The organism is Actinacidiphila rubida, assembly GCF_900110255.1.
Taxonomy (GTDB): domain Bacteria; phylum Actinomycetota; class Actinomycetes; order Streptomycetales; family Streptomycetaceae; genus Actinacidiphila; species Actinacidiphila rubida.
This window is the reverse complement of record NZ_FODD01000025.1, coordinates 1-16522: the sequence shown is the minus strand read 5'-3', so window position 1 is coordinate 16522 and position 16522 is coordinate 1. Positions and strand designations below refer to the sequence as shown.

Annotated in this window: 15 protein-coding genes; 13 read left to right on the top strand and 2 right to left on the bottom strand. The window is 71.3% G+C overall.

Annotation, left to right across the window (positions count from 1 at the left end):
• Positions 1-23: 23 nt before the first annotated feature.
• The 9 genes from BMW99_RS24130 (at position 24) to BMW99_RS24090 (ending at position 10509) form a co-directional block, all read left to right on the top strand.
• A complete protein-coding gene (locus BMW99_RS24130; protein ID WP_069467606.1) occupies positions 24-776 on the top strand; it encodes a YebC/PmpR family DNA-binding transcriptional regulator in 753 nt (250 codons plus the stop codon).
• Positions 777-953: 177 nt separating this feature from the next.
• Positions 954-1493: a crossover junction endodeoxyribonuclease RuvC gene (ruvC, locus tag BMW99_RS24125; RefSeq protein WP_069467605.1), complete on the top strand. Its 540-nt coding sequence runs from the start codon at positions 954-956 to the stop codon at positions 1491-1493.
• Positions 1490-2098: a Holliday junction branch migration protein RuvA gene (gene ruvA, locus BMW99_RS24120; protein WP_075017526.1), complete on the top strand. Its 609-nt coding sequence runs from the start codon at positions 1490-1492 to the stop codon at positions 2096-2098. The genes ruvC and ruvA overlap by 4 nt, the downstream gene beginning before the upstream one ends.
• A gap of 118 nt (positions 2099-2216) precedes the next feature.
• Positions 2217-3314, top strand: a complete 1098-nt coding sequence (gene ruvB, locus BMW99_RS24115; protein ID WP_075017525.1) for a Holliday junction branch migration DNA helicase RuvB — start codon at positions 2217-2219, stop codon at positions 3312-3314.
• A 161-nt stretch (positions 3315-3475) separates the two neighbouring features.
• Positions 3476-3955 (top strand): preprotein translocase subunit YajC, encoded by a 480-nt coding sequence (yajC, locus tag BMW99_RS24110; RefSeq protein WP_069467142.1) that lies wholly within the window; start codon positions 3476-3478, stop codon positions 3953-3955.
• Between the two features lie 86 nt (positions 3956-4041).
• Positions 4042-5823, top strand: a complete 1782-nt coding sequence (gene secD / locus BMW99_RS24105; protein ID WP_069467141.1) for a protein translocase subunit SecD — start codon at positions 4042-4044, stop codon at positions 5821-5823.
• The gene (gene secF, locus BMW99_RS24100; protein ID WP_075017524.1) at positions 5823-7007 is read left to right on the top strand and encodes a protein translocase subunit SecF; all 1185 of its coding nucleotides are present in this window, start codon (positions 5823-5825) and stop codon (positions 7005-7007) included. Before secD ends, secF begins: the two co-directional genes overlap by 1 nt.
• A gap of 137 nt (positions 7008-7144) precedes the next feature.
• The gene (locus tag BMW99_RS24095) at positions 7145-7705 is read left to right on the top strand and encodes an adenine phosphoribosyltransferase (protein ID WP_075017523.1); all 561 of its coding nucleotides are present in this window, start codon (positions 7145-7147) and stop codon (positions 7703-7705) included.
• Between the two features lie 338 nt (positions 7706-8043).
• Positions 8044-10509 carry a RelA/SpoT family protein gene (locus tag BMW99_RS24090; RefSeq protein ID WP_075017522.1) on the top strand — a complete coding sequence of 822 codons (2466 nt, stop codon included), beginning with the start codon at positions 8044-8046 and terminating at the stop codon, positions 10507-10509.
• Positions 10510-10578: 69 nt separating this feature from the next.
• On the opposite strand, the gene BMW99_RS24085 is transcribed toward BMW99_RS24090, so the two are convergent.
• Positions 10579-11805 (bottom strand): DUF349 domain-containing protein, encoded by a 1227-nt coding sequence (locus BMW99_RS24085; protein ID WP_069462227.1) that lies wholly within the window; start codon positions 11803-11805, stop codon positions 10579-10581.
• A gap of 223 nt (positions 11806-12028) precedes the next feature.
• Positions 12029-12880: a peptidylprolyl isomerase gene (locus BMW99_RS24080; protein ID WP_069462228.1), complete on the bottom strand. Its 852-nt coding sequence runs from the start codon at positions 12878-12880 to the stop codon at positions 12029-12031.
• A 307-nt stretch (positions 12881-13187) separates the two neighbouring features.
• On the opposite strand from BMW99_RS24080, the gene BMW99_RS24075 reads away from it, so the two are divergent.
• From BMW99_RS24075 to BMW99_RS24060, 4 genes are all read left to right on the top strand, one after another.
• Positions 13188-13904, top strand: coding sequence for an MBL fold metallo-hydrolase (locus BMW99_RS24075; protein WP_069462229.1), 717 nt, complete (start codon positions 13188-13190; stop codon positions 13902-13904).
• 11 nt (positions 13905-13915) lie between these two features.
• Positions 13916-15178 carry a histidine--tRNA ligase gene (gene hisS, locus BMW99_RS24070; RefSeq protein WP_069462230.1) on the top strand — a complete coding sequence of 421 codons (1263 nt, stop codon included), beginning with the start codon at positions 13916-13918 and terminating at the stop codon, positions 15176-15178.
• Positions 15179-15279: 101 nt separating this feature from the next.
• A complete protein-coding gene (locus BMW99_RS24065) occupies positions 15280-15936 on the top strand; it encodes a vitamin K epoxide reductase family protein (protein ID WP_069462231.1) in 657 nt (218 codons plus the stop codon).
• 123 nt (positions 15937-16059) lie between these two features.
• Positions 16060-16522 (top strand): AAA family ATPase (locus BMW99_RS24060; RefSeq protein ID WP_143080559.1); only part of this gene is annotated, 463 nt, incomplete at its 3' end.

Here is a 16522-nt window from a genome sequence, read left to right as displayed (position 1 = left end):
GGTGACGCGAAGGAGACAGTCGGATGTCCGGCCACTCTAAATGGGCGACGACGAAGCACAAGAAGGCCGTGATCGATGCCAAGCGCGGCAAGCTCTTCGCGAAGCTGATCAAGAACATCGAGGTCGCGGCCCGTACCGGTGGCGCTGACCCGGACGGCAACCCCACGCTCTTCGACGCCATCCAGAAGGCCAAGAAGCAGTCGGTCCCGAACAAGAACATCGACAGCGCGGTGAAGCGCGGCTCCGGCGCGGAGGCCGGCGGCGCCGACTACCAGACGATCATGTACGAGGGCTACGGCCCCAACGGCGTGGCCGTCCTGATCGAGTGCCTCACCGACAACCGCAACCGCGCTGCGTCCGACGTGCGGGTCGCGATGACCCGCAACGGCGGCTCGATGGCCGACCCGGGCTCGGTGTCGTACCTGTTCAACCGCAAGGGCGTGGTGATCGTCCCCAAGGGCGAGCTGTCCGAGGACGACGTCCTCGGCGCGGTCCTCGACGTGGGCGCGGAGGAGGTCAACGACCTCGGCGAGGCCTACGAGGTGATCAGCGAGGCCACCGACCTGGTGCCGGTCCGCAAGGCCCTGCAGGAGGCCGGCATCGACTACGACTCCGCCGACGCCAACTTCCTGCCCACCATGCAGGTGGAGCTGGACGAGGACGGGGCGCGGAAGATCTTCAAGCTGATCGACGCGCTGGAGGACAGCGACGACGTGCAGAACGTCTTCGCCAACTTCGACGTCTCCGACGAGGTCATGGAGAAGGTCGACGCCTGACGCCGCCCGGCGTCACCTTTCCGGGGCACGTCCACGGGACCGGACGACGGATGAGCGACGGACGAGGGGCCGGCGGGGACACTCCCCGCCGGTCCCTCGCTCGTTTGTCGGTGCCAACCGATAGCCTGCGGGAACAGGGCGGAGCAGGGCCGGCAGCGGTCCGGAGGGAGGGGTGGCGTGCGCGTTCTCGGCGTGGACCCGGGGCTGACCCGGTGCGGGGTGGGCGTGGTCGCCGGCACCGCCGGCCGGCCGCTGACGATGGCCGGTGTCGGCGTGATCCGCACCCCCGCCGACGCGCCCATCGGCGACCGGCTGGTGCTGATCGAGCGCGGCCTGGAGGAGTGGCTGGACGAGCACCGGCCCGACGCGGTCGCCGTCGAGCGCGTCTTCAGCCAGCACAACGTCCGCACCGTCATGGGCACCGCGCAGGCCAGCGCGGTCGCCATCCTGTGCGCGGCCCGGCGCGGCCTGCCGGTCCACCTGCACACCCCCAGCGAGGTCAAGGCCGCCGTCACCGGCAGCGGCCGCGCCGACAAGGCCCAGGTCGGCCAGATGGTCACCCGGCTGCTGCGGCTCGACGCCCCGCCCAAACCCGCGGACGCCGCCGATGCGCTCGCGCTGGCCATCTGCCACATCTGGCGCGGTGCCGCCGCCGGCCGCCTCCAGCAGGCCGTCGCCCAGCACCGCGCCGTACGAACCCAGGAGCCCGCCAGGTGATCGCCTTCGTCAGCGGCCAGGTCGCCGCCCTCGCCCCCGACACCGCCGTCATCGAGGTCGGCGGGGTGGGCATGGCCGTCCAGTGCGCCCCGAACACGCTGGCCGCGCTGCGGATCGGCCAGCCCGCCCGGCTGGCCACGTCGCTCGTGGTCCGCGAGGACTCGCTGACCCTCTACGGCTTCGCCGACGACGACGAGCGGCAGGTCTTCGAGCTGCTGCAGACCGTCAGCGGCGTCGGCCCGCGGCTGGCCCAGACGATGCTCGCGGTGCACGCGCCGGACGCGCTGCGGGCCGCGGTGGCCGCCGGCGACGAGAAGGCGCTGACCGCCGTGCCGGGCATCGGGAAGAAGGGTGCCCAGCGCCTGCTGCTCGAACTCAAGGACCGGCTCGGTGCCCCCGTCGGCACCGCGGTCCGGCAGGCCGCGGCCGCCGCCCCGGCCTCCTGGCGGGACCAGCTGCACGGCGCGCTGCTGGGCCTGGGCTACGCCGCCCGGGAGGCCGACGACGCGGTGGCGGCCGTCGCCCCGCAGGCCGAGGCCGCCGACCGGCCCGACGTCGGCGCGCTGCTGCGTGCCGCCCTGCAGACCCTCAACCGGACCCGCTGACCCGCCGACGCCTCCCGCTCCGGACCCGCGGGTCCTCGGACCCGTTCACCCCGGCCCTTCACCCCCGGACCCCTCACCCCCACGACCCACTGCCCCTCCCGGACCCGAGAGACCACTGATGAACTGGGACGACGCCACCGCCGAGACGCCCGAGCGACTGGTCGGCTCCGCCGCCGACCGCGAGGACCAGGCGGTCGACGCGGCGCTGCGGCCGAAGGACCTCACGGAGTTCGTCGGCCAGGAGCGGGTCAGGCAGCAGCTCGGGCTGGTGCTGCAGGCCGCCCGCAAGCGCGGCGGCACCGCCGACCACGTGCTGCTCTCCGGCGCACCGGGGCTCGGCAAGACCACCCTGTCGATGATCATCGCGGCGGAGATGGGCGTCCCCATCCGCATCACCTCGGGCCCCGCCATCCAGCACGCCGGCGACCTCGCGGCCATCCTGTCCTCGCTGCAGGAGGGCGAGGTGCTGTTCCTGGACGAGATCCACCGGATGTCGCGCCCGGCCGAGGAGATGCTCTACATGGCCATGGAGGACTTCCGGGTCGACGTGATCGTCGGCAAGGGCCCGGGGGCCACCGCCATCCCGCTGGAGCTGCCGGCCTTCACCCTGGTCGGCGCCACCACCCGGGCCGGCCTGCTGCCGCCGCCGCTGCGCGACCGCTTCGGCTTCACCGGCCACATGGAGTTCTACGCCCCCGCCGAGCTCGGGCGGGTGATCCACCGCTCCGCCGCGCTGCTGGACGTGGAGGTGACCGCCGAGGGCGCCTCGGAGATCGCCGGGCGCTCCCGCGGCACCCCGCGCATCGCCAACCGCCTGCTGCGCCGTGTGCGGGACTACGCGCAGGTCGAGGCGGACGGCAGGGTCACCCGCGAGGTGGCCGCCCGCGCCCTGGAGGTCTACGAGGTCGACGAGCGGGGTCTGGACCGGCTGGACCTCGCGGTGCTGCGCGCCCTGCTGACGCTCTTCGGCGGCGGACCGGTGGGTCTGTCGACGCTCGCGGTCGCGGTCGGCGAGGAGCGCGAGACCGTCGAGGAGGTCGCCGAGCCGTTCCTCGTCCGCGAGGGGCTGCTGGCCCGCACGCCGCGTGGCCGGATCGCGACCCCCGCCGCCTGGTCGCATCTCGGGCTGGTCGCGCCCCAAGGGGCGCCGCTGGCCGCCGGGGGGAGTGGGACAGATCACCCGGGAACCGGACAGGACGGTCTTTTCGGGCCTTGAGCTCCGTGAGAGTCTTGCTGTCAGGAACTGCAGTGCCATGCTTGGCGTTGTTCCAGCGGCGAGCCAGCCCTTAGACTCCGCCGACGCCCTTCCTCCGGATTGGCATCCACCCCCGAAATCCAGGCCATCCCCACGTGGCCGCGCGAAGGAATGTCCAGACCGTGAACATCGGAATCCTCCTCCCCCTGATCCTGATCGTCGGCGTCATGTTCATGATGTCGCGGTCCGCGAAGAACAAGCAGCGTCAGGCTTCGGAGATGCGCAGCAAGATGGAGCCCGGCACCGGCGTCCGCACCATCGGCGGCATGTACGCCGTGGTGAAGGAGGTCAACGACGAGACGGTGCTTCTCGAACTCACGGACGGCGTCCACGTGCACTTCGCCAAGAACGCCATTGCCGTGGTGCTCGGCGAGGACGAGTTCAACCGGATCGTGCACGGCATCGAGCCCGAGGGCGTCGAGCACGACGGTGACGACACGCTCACCGCGGGGGACGGCGCCGACGACGCCGACGAGGCGAAGGCCGGCACCGAGGACGCGAAGGTCGAGGCCGAGGACGCGCCGATCGACCTGAGCAAGTCCGAGGCCCCCGCCGACGCCGCTCCGGAGCAGAACGGCAGCGCCGCGCGCGACGCCAAGTAGCCTCAGCAAGGGTCCGGCTTCACAACACTCGTGGCCGCCCCAGCGGGGCTCAGGCCCGGGGCGGTAGGACAGGGAGAATCAAGAAGGTGGCAGCAGCCAAGAAGGGCCGCAGGTCCTCGGGGAGCCAGGGGTACCCCGGGCGCGCCCTGGCCGTGATCCTCATCGCCCTGGTGGCACTGACCGGGGGAATCTTCCTTTCCGGCCAGAGGACGCCGCGCCTGGGCATCGACCTCGCCGGCGGTGTCAGCATCACCCTGCAGGCCAAGGCCAACCAGGGGAGCGCGGTCAACAAGGCCAACATGAACACGGCGGTCGACATCATCAACCGCCGTGTCAACGGCCTGGGTGTCTCCGAGGCCGAGGTCCAGACCCAGGGCTCGAAGAACATCATCGTCAACATCCCCAAGGGCACCAACGCCGACCAGGCCGAGAAGCAGGTGGGCACGACCGCCCAGCTGTACTTCCGCCAGGTCCTGGCCCAGCTTCCGGGCACGCCGACGAAGCCCACGCCCGCCCCCTCCGGGAGCGCGACGCCTACGCCTTCGGGCAGCGCCACCCCCAAGTCCACCGCGACGCCGAAGTCCACCGCGACCTCGAAGTCGACCGCGACGCCGTCGAACAGCGCCAGCCCGCAGGGCCGCGCCGTCACCGACGCGCTGAAGTCCGGTACGGACAAGGCCCCGACGCCGTCCCCGACGGCGCCGGTCCCCACCGCTCCGGCGACCGGTACGACCGGCAGCACGGCGGCCGCCGACACCAGCATCCCGGCCGACCTGCAGGCCAAGCTTGAGAAGCTGGACTGCACCGACCCCAACCAGCGCGCGACCGCGGTCGAGAACAACAAGGCCGGCGAGAAGGTCGTCGCCTGCGGCCAGTCCGGCGGCCAGTGGATCAAGTACGCGCTCGGCCCGTCCCTCATCGACGGCAAGCGCGTCACCAGCGCCAACGCGGCCTTCGACACCCAGCAGGGCAACGGCTGGGTCGTCAACCTGACCTTCGACGGGTCCGGGTCCAAGCAGTTCACCTCGGTGACCGGCCAGCTGGCCAGCCAGCAGACGCCGAACAACCAGTTCGCCATCGACCTGGACGGCGACGTGCAGTCCGCCCCGTCCGTCTCCCAGGCCCTCACCGGCGGCAGCGCCCAGATCTCCGGCAGCTTCACCCAGCAGTCCGCCGAGGACCTGGCGAACGTCCTGAAGTACGGCTCGCTCCCGCTGGCCTTCGACATCCAGGACAAGACCACCGTCTCCGCCGCCCTCGGCGGTGAGCAGCTGCGCGGCGGCCTGATCGCCGGCGCCGTCGGCCTCGCGCTGGTCGTGCTCTACCTGGTCGCGTACTACCGCGGTCTGAGCCTGGTCGCCCTCGCGAGCCTCCTGGTCTCCGCCGTCCTGACCTACACGCTGATGTGCCTGCTCGGTTCGGCGATCGGCTTCGCGCTCAACCTGCCGGCCGTCTGCGGTGCCATCGTGGCCATCGGTATCACCGCCGACTCGTTCATCGTGTTCTTCGAACGGATCAGGGACGAGTTGCGCGACGGCCGGTCCCTGCAGCCCGCGGTCGCCCGCGGCTGGCCGCGCGCCCGTCGCACCATCCTGGTGTCCGACTTCGTGTCCTTCCTGGCCGCCGCAGTGCTGTTCGTGGTCTCGGTCGGCAAGGTCCAGGGCTTCGCGTTCACGCTGGGGCTCACCACGCTCCTCGACGTGGCGGTGGTGTTCCTGTTCACCAAGCCGCTGATGACGATCCTGGCGACCCGGCCGTTCTTCGCGAAGGGCCACAAGTGGTCCGGCCTGAACCCCGAGAGCCTCGGAGTGCGTCGAGCACCCCTGCGCAGTGTCCGCCGCAAGCCCTCCGAGACGAAGGAAGCCTGATGTCCAAGCTCGGCACCCTCGGGCACAAGCTGCACCGGGGCGAGGTCAGTTACGACTTCGTCGGCAAGCGCAAGATCTGGTACGGGATCTCGATCCTGATCACGATCGTGGCCATCGTCGGCCTGGCCGTGAACGGCCTCAAGGAGGGCATCGAGTTCTCCGGCGGCGCCGTCTTCAACACCCCGAAGACGACGATGTCCGTCTCCGACGTGCAGAACAAGATCTCCGGGGACACCGGCGGCCACGACGCGACGGTGCAGAAGCTCGGCAACGGCGGCGTGCGCATCCAGGTCAGCGGCCTGTCCACGGACGCGTCGAAGCAGTCGCAGCAGCAGATCGCCCAGTCGCTGAACATGCCCAAGGACAAGATCGACGCGGAGATCGTCGGCCCCAGCTGGGGCAAGGAGATCTCCCAGAAGGCCTTCGAGGGCCTGATCATCTTCCTGGTGCTGGTGGTCGTCTACCTCGCGATCGCCTTCGAGTGGCGCATGGCGGTCGCGGCCCTCGTCGCGCTGCTCCACGACCTCACGATCACCGTCGGCGTCTACGCCCTGGTGGGCTTCGAGGTCACGCCCGGCACGGTGATCGGTCTGCTGACGATCCTCGGCTACTCCCTCTACGACACCGTCGTCGTCTTCGACGGTCTGAAGGAAGCCAGCAAGGACATCACCAAGCAGAGCAAGTTCACGTACAGCGACGTGGCCAACCGCAGCCTCAACAGCACCCTGGTGCGGTCGATCAACACCACGGTCGTCGCCCTGCTGCCGGTCGCCGCGCTGCTGTTCATCGGTGGCGGCATCCTCGGCGCCGGCATGCTGAACGACATCGCGCTCGCCCTGTTCGTCGGCCTCACCGCCGGCGCCTACTCCTCGATCTTCATCGCCACCCCGATCGTGGCGGAGTTCAAGGAGCGCGAGCCGCGGATGAAGGCGCTGCGCAAGCGGGTGCTGGCCAAGCGCGCCGCCGACGCGGCCAAGGGCGAGCAGGGTGAGCCGGAGGACGCCGTCATCGACGACGCCGACGGAATCGACGGCGACGAGCCGGAGGACGGCGCCACGGCGGCCGCCGGCGTCGTCGGCCAGCGCACCCAGGGTGCCGCCGCCGGCACCCGTCCGGCACGCAACCAGCCGCCCGGACGCGGCAGCCGCGGCAGCCGCAACCGCCCCTCGGGCAAGCGCCGCTGACTCCCCGCCCGCCGCCGCCCGGCTGAACCAGCCGGGCGGCGGCGGGCCTTTGTGTGCGCGCCCCTGCCGGGCGCCGCACCCGACGGCGCCGCCGTCCCTACGCTCGAAGCTCCGACCCCCGTTCCGAAAGAAGCACCATGACCACGACGGAAGCCTCCTCCGCCGAGCTGCGCGCCCTCCTGCTCTCCCGCATCCGCGACGTGCAGGACCACCCCAAGCCGGGCGTGGTGTTCAAGGACATCACCCCGCTGCTGGCCGACCCCGTCGCGTTCAACGCGCTGGTCGACGCGCTGGCCGCGCTGTGCACCCGGCACGCGGCGACCAAGGTCGTGGGCCTGGAGGCACGTGGCTTCATCCTCGCCGCGCCCGCCGCCGCCCGCGCCCACCTGGGCTTCGTGCCGGTCCGCAAGGCCGGCAAGCTGCCCGGGGACACCCTCGGCCAGAGCTACGACCTGGAGTACGGCACCGCGGCGATCGAGCTGCAGACCGACGCCTTCGCGCCCGGCGACCGGGTGCTGATCATCGACGACGTGCTGGCCACCGGCGGCACCGCCGAGGCTTCCCTGGAGCTGATCCGGCGCACCGGCGCCACCGTGGTGGGCGTGACCGTGCTGCTGGAGCTCGGCTTCCTGGGCGGCCGCGAGCGGCTCGCAGCGGCGCTCGACGGCGCCCCGCTGGACGCCCTCATCGCCGTCTGAGTCGCCCGCACCGCCGGGACCCCGGGGCGCGGGCAGCGCCGGAGAACCCCCCTCGGCCGCCGTGGGGACCCCGGCGGCGGTCCGGAGACCCCCGCGGGACGTGTCGGGGGCCGGGCTCGTCCTGAGGCCCTCCCGGGCGCTCCTGAAGCCGCCTGAGGCCGCCTGAGGCCGCCGGGGCCCCCGGACGGCCGTCACGGCCCCGGACGGGCCCCGCGCGGCGTCCGCGCCGGTACGGAGCCCTCCACGGGCCCGTCCGGCCCCGCCGTGGCCCCGCGGGCGCCCGGCTCGCGCCGCGGCTCGATACCATGGGTACTCCCACCCCCGCGTGAGGAGTGCACTTGCCAGACCAGGCCCAGCCACTCGGCGCCGCAGGCGGGCCGGAGCCCGCCACCGACGGGTCGGGTTCCCCCGCATCAGGCAGCGCCGTCGAGCACACCGACAGCCCAGCGCCCGCGCCACCCGCCGTCCGGCCGGTCCGGACGCCCGGCAGCGTCGCGCCCACGCGCCCGGGAGCGTCGTCGAGCCGCGTGCGGGCCCGCCTGGCCCGGCTGGGCGTGCAGCGCTCCAGCCCGTACAACCCCGTGCTCGAGCCGCTGCTGCGGGTCGTGCGGGGCAACGACCCCAAGGGCGACAGCGCGCAGCTGCGGCAGATCGAGCGGGCCTACCAGGTCGCCGAGCGCTGGCACCGCGGCCAGAAGCGCAAGAGCGGCGACCCGTACATCACGCACCCGCTGGCGGTCACCACCATCCTCGCCGAGCTGGGCATGGACCCGGCGACGCTGATGGCCGGGCTGCTGCACGACACCGTCGAGGACACCGAGTACGGCCTGGAGCAGCTCCGCCGCGACTTCGGCGACCAGGTGGCCCTGCTCGTCGACGGCGTCACCAAGCTGGACAAGGTCAAGTTCGGCGAGGCCGCGCAGGCCGAGACGGTCCGCAAGATGGTCGTGGCGATGGCCAAGGACCCCCGGGTGCTGGTGATCAAGCTCGCCGACCGGCTGCACAACATGCGGACCATGCGCTACCTCAAGCGCGAGAAGCAGGAGAAGAAGGCCCGCGAGACCCTGGAGATCTACGCCCCGCTGGCGCACCGGCTGGGCATGAACACCATCAAGTGGGAGCTGGAGGACCTCGCCTTCGCGATCCTCTACCCGAAGATGTACGACGAGATCGTCCGCCTGGTGGCCGAGCGCGCCCCCAAGCGCGACGAGTACCTCGCGGTCGTCACCGACCAGGTGCAGCAGGACCTGCGCGCCGCCCGGATCAAGGCCACCGTCACCGGCCGGCCGAAGCACTACTACAGCGTCTACCAGAAGATGATCGTCCGCGGCCGGGACTTCGCGGAGATCTACGACCTGGTGGGCATCCGCGTGCTGGTCGACACCGTCCGGGACTGCTACGCCGCGCTCGGCACCATCCACGCGCGATGGAACCCGGTCCCCGGCCGGTTCAAGGACTACATCGCGATGCCGAAGTTCAACATGTACCAGTCGCTGCACACCACGGTGATCGGTCCCAGCGGCAAGCCCGTCGAACTCCAGATCCGCACCTTCGACATGCACCGCCGCGCCGAGTACGGCATCGCCGCGCACTGGAAGTACAAGCAGGAGGCGGTGGCCGGCGCCTCCAAGGTCCGCACCGACAGCCCGCGTTCGGACAAGAAGGACGACGCGGTCAACGACATGGCGTGGCTGCGGCAGCTGCTGGACTGGCAGAAGGAGACCGAGGACCCGGGCGAGTTCCTGGAGTCCCTGCGCTTCGACCTGTCGCAGAACGAGGTCTTCGTCTTCACGCCGAAGGGCGACGTGATAGCGCTGCCGGCCGGCGCCACCCCCGTGGACTTCGCGTACGCGGTGCACACCGAGGTCGGCCACCGCACCATAGGGGCGCGCGTCAACGGCCGCCTGGTGCCGCTGGAGTCCACGCTGGACAACGGCGACACCGTCGAGGTGTTCACGTCCAAGGCGGCCGGCGCCGGGCCCTCGCGCGACTGGCTGGGCTTCGTCAAGTCCCCGCGCGCCCGCAACAAGATCCGCGCCTGGTTCTCCAAGGAGCGCCGCGAGGAGGCGGTCGAGCAGGGCAAGGAGGCCATCGCCCGGGCGATGCGCAAGCAGAACCTGCCCATCCAGCGGGTGCTGACCGGAGACTCCCTGGTCACCCTGGCGCACGAGATGCGCTACCCCGACATCTCCGCGCTGTACGCGGCGATCGGCGAGGGGCACATCACCGCGCAGTCGGTGGTGCAGAAGCTGGTGGACGCGCTCGGCGGCGAGGAGGGTGCCACCGAGGACATCGCGGAGATCACCACCCCGACGCAGGGCCGCACCAAGCGGCGGGCGAACGCCGACCCGGGCGTCATCGTCAAGGGCACCAGCGACGTGTGGGTGAAGCTGTCCCGCTGCTGCACGCCGGTGCCGGGCGACCCGATCATCGGCTTCGTCACCCGCGGCAACGGCGTCTCGGTGCACCGCGCCGACTGCGTCAACGTCGAGTCGCTGTCGCAGCAGCCCGAGCGGATCATCGACGTCGAATGGGCGCCCACGCAGTCGTCGGTGTTCCTCGTCGCCATCCAGGTCGAGGCGCTCGACCGGTCGCGGCTGCTGTCGGACGTCACGCGGGTGCTGTCCGACCAGCACGTCAACATCCTGTCGGCGGCGGTGCAGACGTCCCGCGACCGGGTGGCCACCTCGCGCTTCACCTTCGAGATGGGCGACCCCAAGCACCTCGGCCACGTGCTGAAGGCCGTCCGCGGCGTCGAGGGCGTCTACGACGTCTACCGCGTCACCTCGGGCCGCCAGCGATAGGACGGCGCGCCGGAAACGCGAGAGCCGGCCTCCGGGAATCCCGGAGGCCGGCTCTCGCGTTTCCGCGCCTTAGCGGAACTCGCCCATGCCCTTCAGAGCCGCGTCCAACAGCGCCTGGCGACCGTCGAGTTCGGACTGCAGCTTGTCCGCCTTCGCCGTGTTGCCCGCCGCGCGCGCGGTCTCGATCTGGCCGCGCAGCTTGTCAACGGCCGCCTGGAGCTGGCCGGTCAGGCCCTCGGCCCTGGCCCGCACCTCGGGGTTGGTCCGCCGCCACTCGGTCTCCTCGGACTCCTGCAGCGCGCGTTCGACCGTGTGCATCCGGCCCTCGATCCGCGGCCGGGCGTCCCGCGGCACGTGACCGATGGCCTCCCACCGCTCGTTGATCGAACGGAACGCCGCCCGGGCGGACTTGAGGTCGGTCACCGGCAGCAGCTTCTCCGCCTCGGCGACCAGTTCCTCCTTGGCGGCCAGGTTGTCGCGCTGCTCGCCGTCGCGCTCCGCGAACACGTCGGACCGGGCGGCGAAGAAGACGTCCTGCGCACCGCGGAAACGGTTCCACAGGTCCTCTTCGGCCTCGCGCTGGGCGCGGCCCGCGGCCTTCCAGTCCGCCATCAGCTCGCGGTAACGGGCCGCCGTCGGGCCCCAGTCGGTCGAGTCGGACAGCGACTGCGCCTCGGCGACCAGCTTCTCCTTGGTGCGCCTTGCGTCCTCGCGCTGCGCGTCCAGCGACGCGAAGTGCGCCTTGCGGCGCTTGGAGAACACCGAACGGGCGTGGCTGAAGCGGTGCCACAGCTCGTCGTCGGTCTTGCGGTCGAGCCGCGGCAGGCCCTTCCACGTGTCGACCAGGGCGCGCAGCCGCTCACCCGCGGTGCGCCACTGCTCGCTCTCCGCGAGCTGCTCGGCCTCGGCGACCAGCTGCTCCTTGGAGGTCCTGGCCTCCTCGTTCTGCTTGACCTTCGCCGCCTTGCGCTCCTCGCGCCGGCTGTCCACCAGCGCGGTCAGGGCGTCCAGCCGCTCGGCCAGGGCCGACAGGTCGCCCACCGCGTGCGCCTCGGTCACCGAGGTGCGCAGGTGCTCGATCGCGGTCAGGGCGTCCTTGGGGGCGAGATCGGTGGTCCGTACCCGGCGTTCGAGGAGGCCGATCTCGACGACGAGCCCCTCGTACTTGCGCTCGAAGTAGGCCAGCGCCTCCTCGGGGGAGCCCGCCTGCCACGAACCGACCTCCTTCTCCCCGTCGGCCGTTCGCACGTACACGGTCCCCGTCTCGTCGACGCGGCCCCACGGGTCGCTGCTCACAGCGCCTCCCTCACGTGATGCCCCGCCGATTCGTGCCCGGCGGGCATCGTCCACAGTTTCCAGCCGGTCGGGCCGCACGCCCTGACCGGTTCAACGCCAACATAGGCGACCGGCGCCCCCGCTGTCCGCATCCGAAGACGGCCCAATCGCGATTCAGATACCGATCAGGTCTCGGCGGCGGACCGGTGCGGGTCCTGACCAGGACCCGCACCGGCGCGCACGGTCAGGACTTGGTGACGGTCGCCTTGTTGATCACGACGGTCGCGTTCGGCGCGCCGTCGCCCTGGCCGGTCGACTCGCCGGCCTTGGCGATCTTGTTCAGCACCGCCATGCCCGAGGAGTCGATCGTGCCGAACGGGGTGTAGCTCGGCGGCAGCGGGCTGTCCTTGTAGACGAGGAAGAACTGGCTGCCACCGGTGTGCTTCTGGCCGGTGTTGGCCATCGCGACGGTGCCCGCCTTGTACGTCACCGAACCGGTCGCGCCGGCCTTGCCGAAGGCGTCCAGGTTCTCGTCGCCGATGGTGTAGCCGGGGCCGCCGCTGCCGCTGCCCGTCGGGTCGCCGCACTGCAGCACGTAGATGCCCGCGGTGGTCAGGCGGTGGCACTTGGTGTGGTCGAAGAAGCCCTTGCCGGCGAGGAAGTTGAAGGAGTTCGTGGTCTCCGGGGCCTTCGCCGCGTTCAGCGCGATCGGGATGCTGCCGCAGGTGGTCTGCAGGGTGAAGGTGTAGTGCGCGGCCTTGTCGACGGTCTGCGCCGGCTCGGTCTTCCACTGCTGCGTACCGGCCTTGCCCGCGGCCGGCTTCGCGCACGGGTCCGGGCCCTTGGCGGGCGCGGTGGTGGCGGCGGTCGCCGACGGGGTGGCGCTCGCCTTGGCGGCGGCGTCGTTCTTCTTGCTGCTGCCGTCGAAGGCGCCGGCCGCGTACGCGCCGATCAGCGAGGCCGCGACGACCGCCACGACCGCCGCGATCGCGGAGTTGCGCACCTTCGACTTGCGCCGCGCCTCGACCCTGCGCAGCTGCTGCCGCTCGAACTTCTCCCGGGCGAGCTGCCGCCGCCGCTGATCCTTGGTGACCACTTCGCCGTCTCCGTCGTCTGTCGTCCGTTGCCGTCCGTACCCCTGGGGGCACGCTGTGCGTTCACTGTGCGACGGCTGTGTCCCCGGGGTCCCGGGGGTCACTGCCGTCCGTCCGCTCTCGAACCGCTCTCGAACGCGAATGCGTGTGCCGAGATCTTCGCGTCCCGCACGCCCGCAGTCCAGTCCGAGCACGGTCCGTTGCGGGCACGATACGAGTTCGCGACCGCCGCGCCGTCGCCGGTAGGCTCGTGGCACACCAACGCTCGACGGCACCGCGGCGAAAGTCGCGGACGACAGAAGGACGAACGTGCTCATTGCCGGGTTCCCCGCCGGGGCCTGGGGCACCAACTGTTATGTGGTCGCCCCCGCCGCAGGCGAGGAGTGCGTGATCATCGACCCGGGTCACCTCGCGACCCAGGGCGTCGAGGACACGCTCGCCAAACACCGACTCAAGCCCGTCGCCGTCGTCCTCACCCACGGCCACATCGACCACGTCGCCTCGGTCGTCCCGGTGTGCGGAGCCCACGACGTCCCGGCCTGGATACATCCCGAGGACCGGTACATGCTCGGCGACCCGGAGAAGGCCCTGGGCCGCGCGTTCGGCGCGCAGCTGCTCGGCGAGCTGACCGTCGGCGAGCCCGACGACCTCCGGGAGCTGACGGACGGCGCGGAGCTGCGGCTGGCCGGTCTGGAGTTCACCGTCGCCCACGCGCCCGGCCATACCAGGGGGTCGGTGACGTTCAGGCTGCCGGTGGCCCCGGGGGACTCCATCCCCCCGGTGCTCTTCTCGGGCGACCTGCTCTTCGCCGGCTCCGTCGGACGCACCGACCTGCCCGGCGGTTCCACGGCCGAGCTGATCGAGTCGCTGGCCCGTGTGTGCCTGCCGCTCGACGACTCGACCGTGGTGCTGTCCGGCCACGGCCCCCAGACGACCATCGGCCGCGAGCGCGCCGCCAACCCCTACCTGGGCGAGGCGGCCGGCGCCGCAGGAGCCGGCGAACCGGCTCCACGACGAGGATTGTGACGACTGCCGCTGTGAGCACGTTCCAGGCCCCCAAGGGCACCTACGATCTGCTGCCTCCCGACTCCGCGCTCTACCTCGCGGTGCGCGAGGCGATCGCCGCACCCGCGCGCCGCGCGGGCTACGGCTATGTCGAGACCCCCGGTTTCGAGAACGTCGAGCTGTTCTCGCGCGGTGTCGGGGAGTCCACCGACATCGTGACCAAGGAGATGTTCACCCTCACCACCAAGGGCGGCACGCAGCTCGCGCTGCGCCCCGAGGGCACCGCCTCGGTGCTGCGCGCGGCCCTTCAGGCCAACCTGCACAAGACCGGGAACCTGCCGGTCAAGCTCTGGTACTCCGGCTCCTACTACCGCTACGAGCGCCCGCAGGCCGGCCGTTACCGGCACTTCTCGCAGGTCGGCGCCGAGGCGATCGGCGCCGAGGACCCGCTGCTCGACGCCGAGCTGATCATCCTGGCGGTGGACGCGTACCGCTCGCTGGGCCTGCGCGACTTCCGGCTGCTGCTCAACTCCCTCGGCGACGGCGAGTGCCGCCCGGCCTACCGGGCCGCACTGCAGGACTTCCTGCGCGGTCTCGACCTGGACGAGGACACCCGCCGGCGGATCGAGATCAACCCGCTCCGCGTGCTGGACGACAAGCGCGAGTCGGTGCAGCGCCAGCTCACCGGGGTGCCGCTGATCGCCGACCACCTGTGCGAGGGGTGCAAGGCCTACCACGAGCAGGTGCGCGAGCTGCTGACCGAGGCCGGCGTGGCCTTCGAGAACGACCCGAAGCTGGTCCGCGGGCTGGACTACTACACCCGCACCACCTTCGAGTTCGTGCACGACGGGCTCGGCTCGCAGTCCGCGGTCGGCGGCGGCGGCCGCTACGACGGCCTGTCGGAGATGATCGGCGGCCCGTCGCTGCCGTCCGTCGGATGGGCACTGGGCGTGGACCGCACGGTGCTGGCCCTGCGGGCCGAGGGCGTGGAGCTCGACCTGCCCGCGGCGACGTCGGTGTACGCGGTGCCGCTCGGCGAGGAGGCCAGGCGGACGCTGTTCACCGTGGTCACCGAGCTGCGCAGGGCCGGTGTGGCGGCGGACATGGCGTTCGGCGGCAAGGGCATGAAGAACGCGATGAAGTCGGCCAACCGCTCCGGTGCCCGTTTCGCACTGGTCGCGGGGGAGCGGGACCTGGCCGAGGGAGTGGTGCAGCTCAAGGACCTGGAGTCCGGCGAGCAGGGCCCGGTCGTCCTCGGCGAGATCGTGGCCACCGTCAAGGAGCGGCTGGTTTAAACCGCCCGTCCGTGTAGAGGTCGGTCAGGGCTTACCCCGTCCTGACCGACCTCGTGCACAATGAAGTGTGCCCGCCCCACGGACCTGGAGAATCGGCGACCATGACGACTTCCGCTCTTGACGAGCACCGTACGGACGGCGATCGCGAAGAGCCGGCGCGGGAGGGGATCGCGGCGGGCAAGCCGCTCACCTGGCTGCTGCTGATCTGCGGCGTTCTCGGCCTGTGGGCCTCGTTCGTGATCACCAACGACAAGTTCGTCCTGCTCCAGGACAAGATCGAGGGCAAGCAGACCCACTTCTCCTGCAGCCTGAACCCGATCATCTCCTGCGGCGACGTCATGGAGAGTTCGCAGGCGCACGCCTTCGGCTTCCAGAACCCGATCATCGGCCTGGTCGCCTACGGCGTGGTCATCTGCCTGGCGATGGGCATGTTCGCCGGCGCCCGCTACAAGCCGTGGTTCTGGTACGGCCTGCAGGCCGGCGGCCTGTTCGGTGTCGGCTTCATCAGCTGGCTGCAGTACCAGACGATCTACCACATCAACGCGATCTGCCTGTGGTGCTGCCTGGCCTGGATCGTCACCATCCTGATCTTCTGGTACACCACCGTGCACAACATCAAGCACGGCCTGATCAAGGTGCCCGCCAAGGTCCGCGGCACGGTGCTGGAGTTCCACTGGGTGGTGCCGGTGCTGTGGTACGGCGTGATCGCGCTGCTGATCCTCACGCACTTCTGGTACTACTGGAAGACCGTCATCTGACCCGCGGGAGCGCCCGCAGCGACCCCTGCCACCCCTGTCAGCACGCCCGGCCGCGACTGCGGCCGGGCGTCGGCGCGTCCGCCGCGGGCGGGAGTGTCCGACCGGTGTCCTAGGCTTCATGACGTGGAGCCAGACCTGTTCACCGCCGCGGCCGAGGAGCGCCGGGAGCGGGACCCCAGCAGCAGCCCGCTCGCGGTCCGGATGCGGCCGCGCGTCCTCGACGAGGTGGTGGGCCAGCAGCACCTGCTGCGTCCCGGCTCGCCGCTGCGGCGGCTGGTGGGGGAGGGTGCGAGCGGCCCGGCCGGCTCCTCCTCGGTGATCCTGTGGGGCCCGCCCGGCACCGGCAAGACCACCCTGGCCTACGTGGTGAGCAAGGCCACCAACAAGCGCTTCGTGGAGCTCTCGGCGATCACCGCCGGCGTCAAGGAGGTCCGCGCGGTCATCGAGAGCGCCAAGCGCCAGTCCGGCGGCTACCAGCGCGAGACCGTGCTGTTCCTCGACGAGATCCACCGCTTCAGCAAGGCCCAGCAGGACTCCCTGCTGCCGGCCGTCGAGAACCGCTGGGTGACGCTGATCGCCGCCACCA

What these genes read in the sequence shown, in the direction of transcription:
- BMW99_RS24065 (WP_069462231.1), top strand. Translation starts at nt 15,280, where the DNA reads ATGACGACTTCCGCTCTTGACGAGCACCGTACGGACGGCGATCGCGAA.
- BMW99_RS24130 (WP_069467606.1), top strand. Translation starts at nt 24, where the DNA reads ATGTCCGGCCACTCTAAATGGGCGACGACGAAGCACAAGAAGGCCGTG.
- secF (WP_075017524.1), top strand. Translation starts at nt 5,823, where the DNA reads ATGTCCAAGCTCGGCACCCTCGGGCACAAGCTGCACCGGGGCGAGGTC.
- ruvB (WP_075017525.1), top strand. Translation starts at nt 2,217, where the DNA reads ATGAACTGGGACGACGCCACCGCCGAGACGCCCGAGCGACTGGTCGGC.
- BMW99_RS24095 (WP_075017523.1), top strand. Translation starts at nt 7,145, where the DNA reads ATGACCACGACGGAAGCCTCCTCCGCCGAGCTGCGCGCCCTCCTGCTC.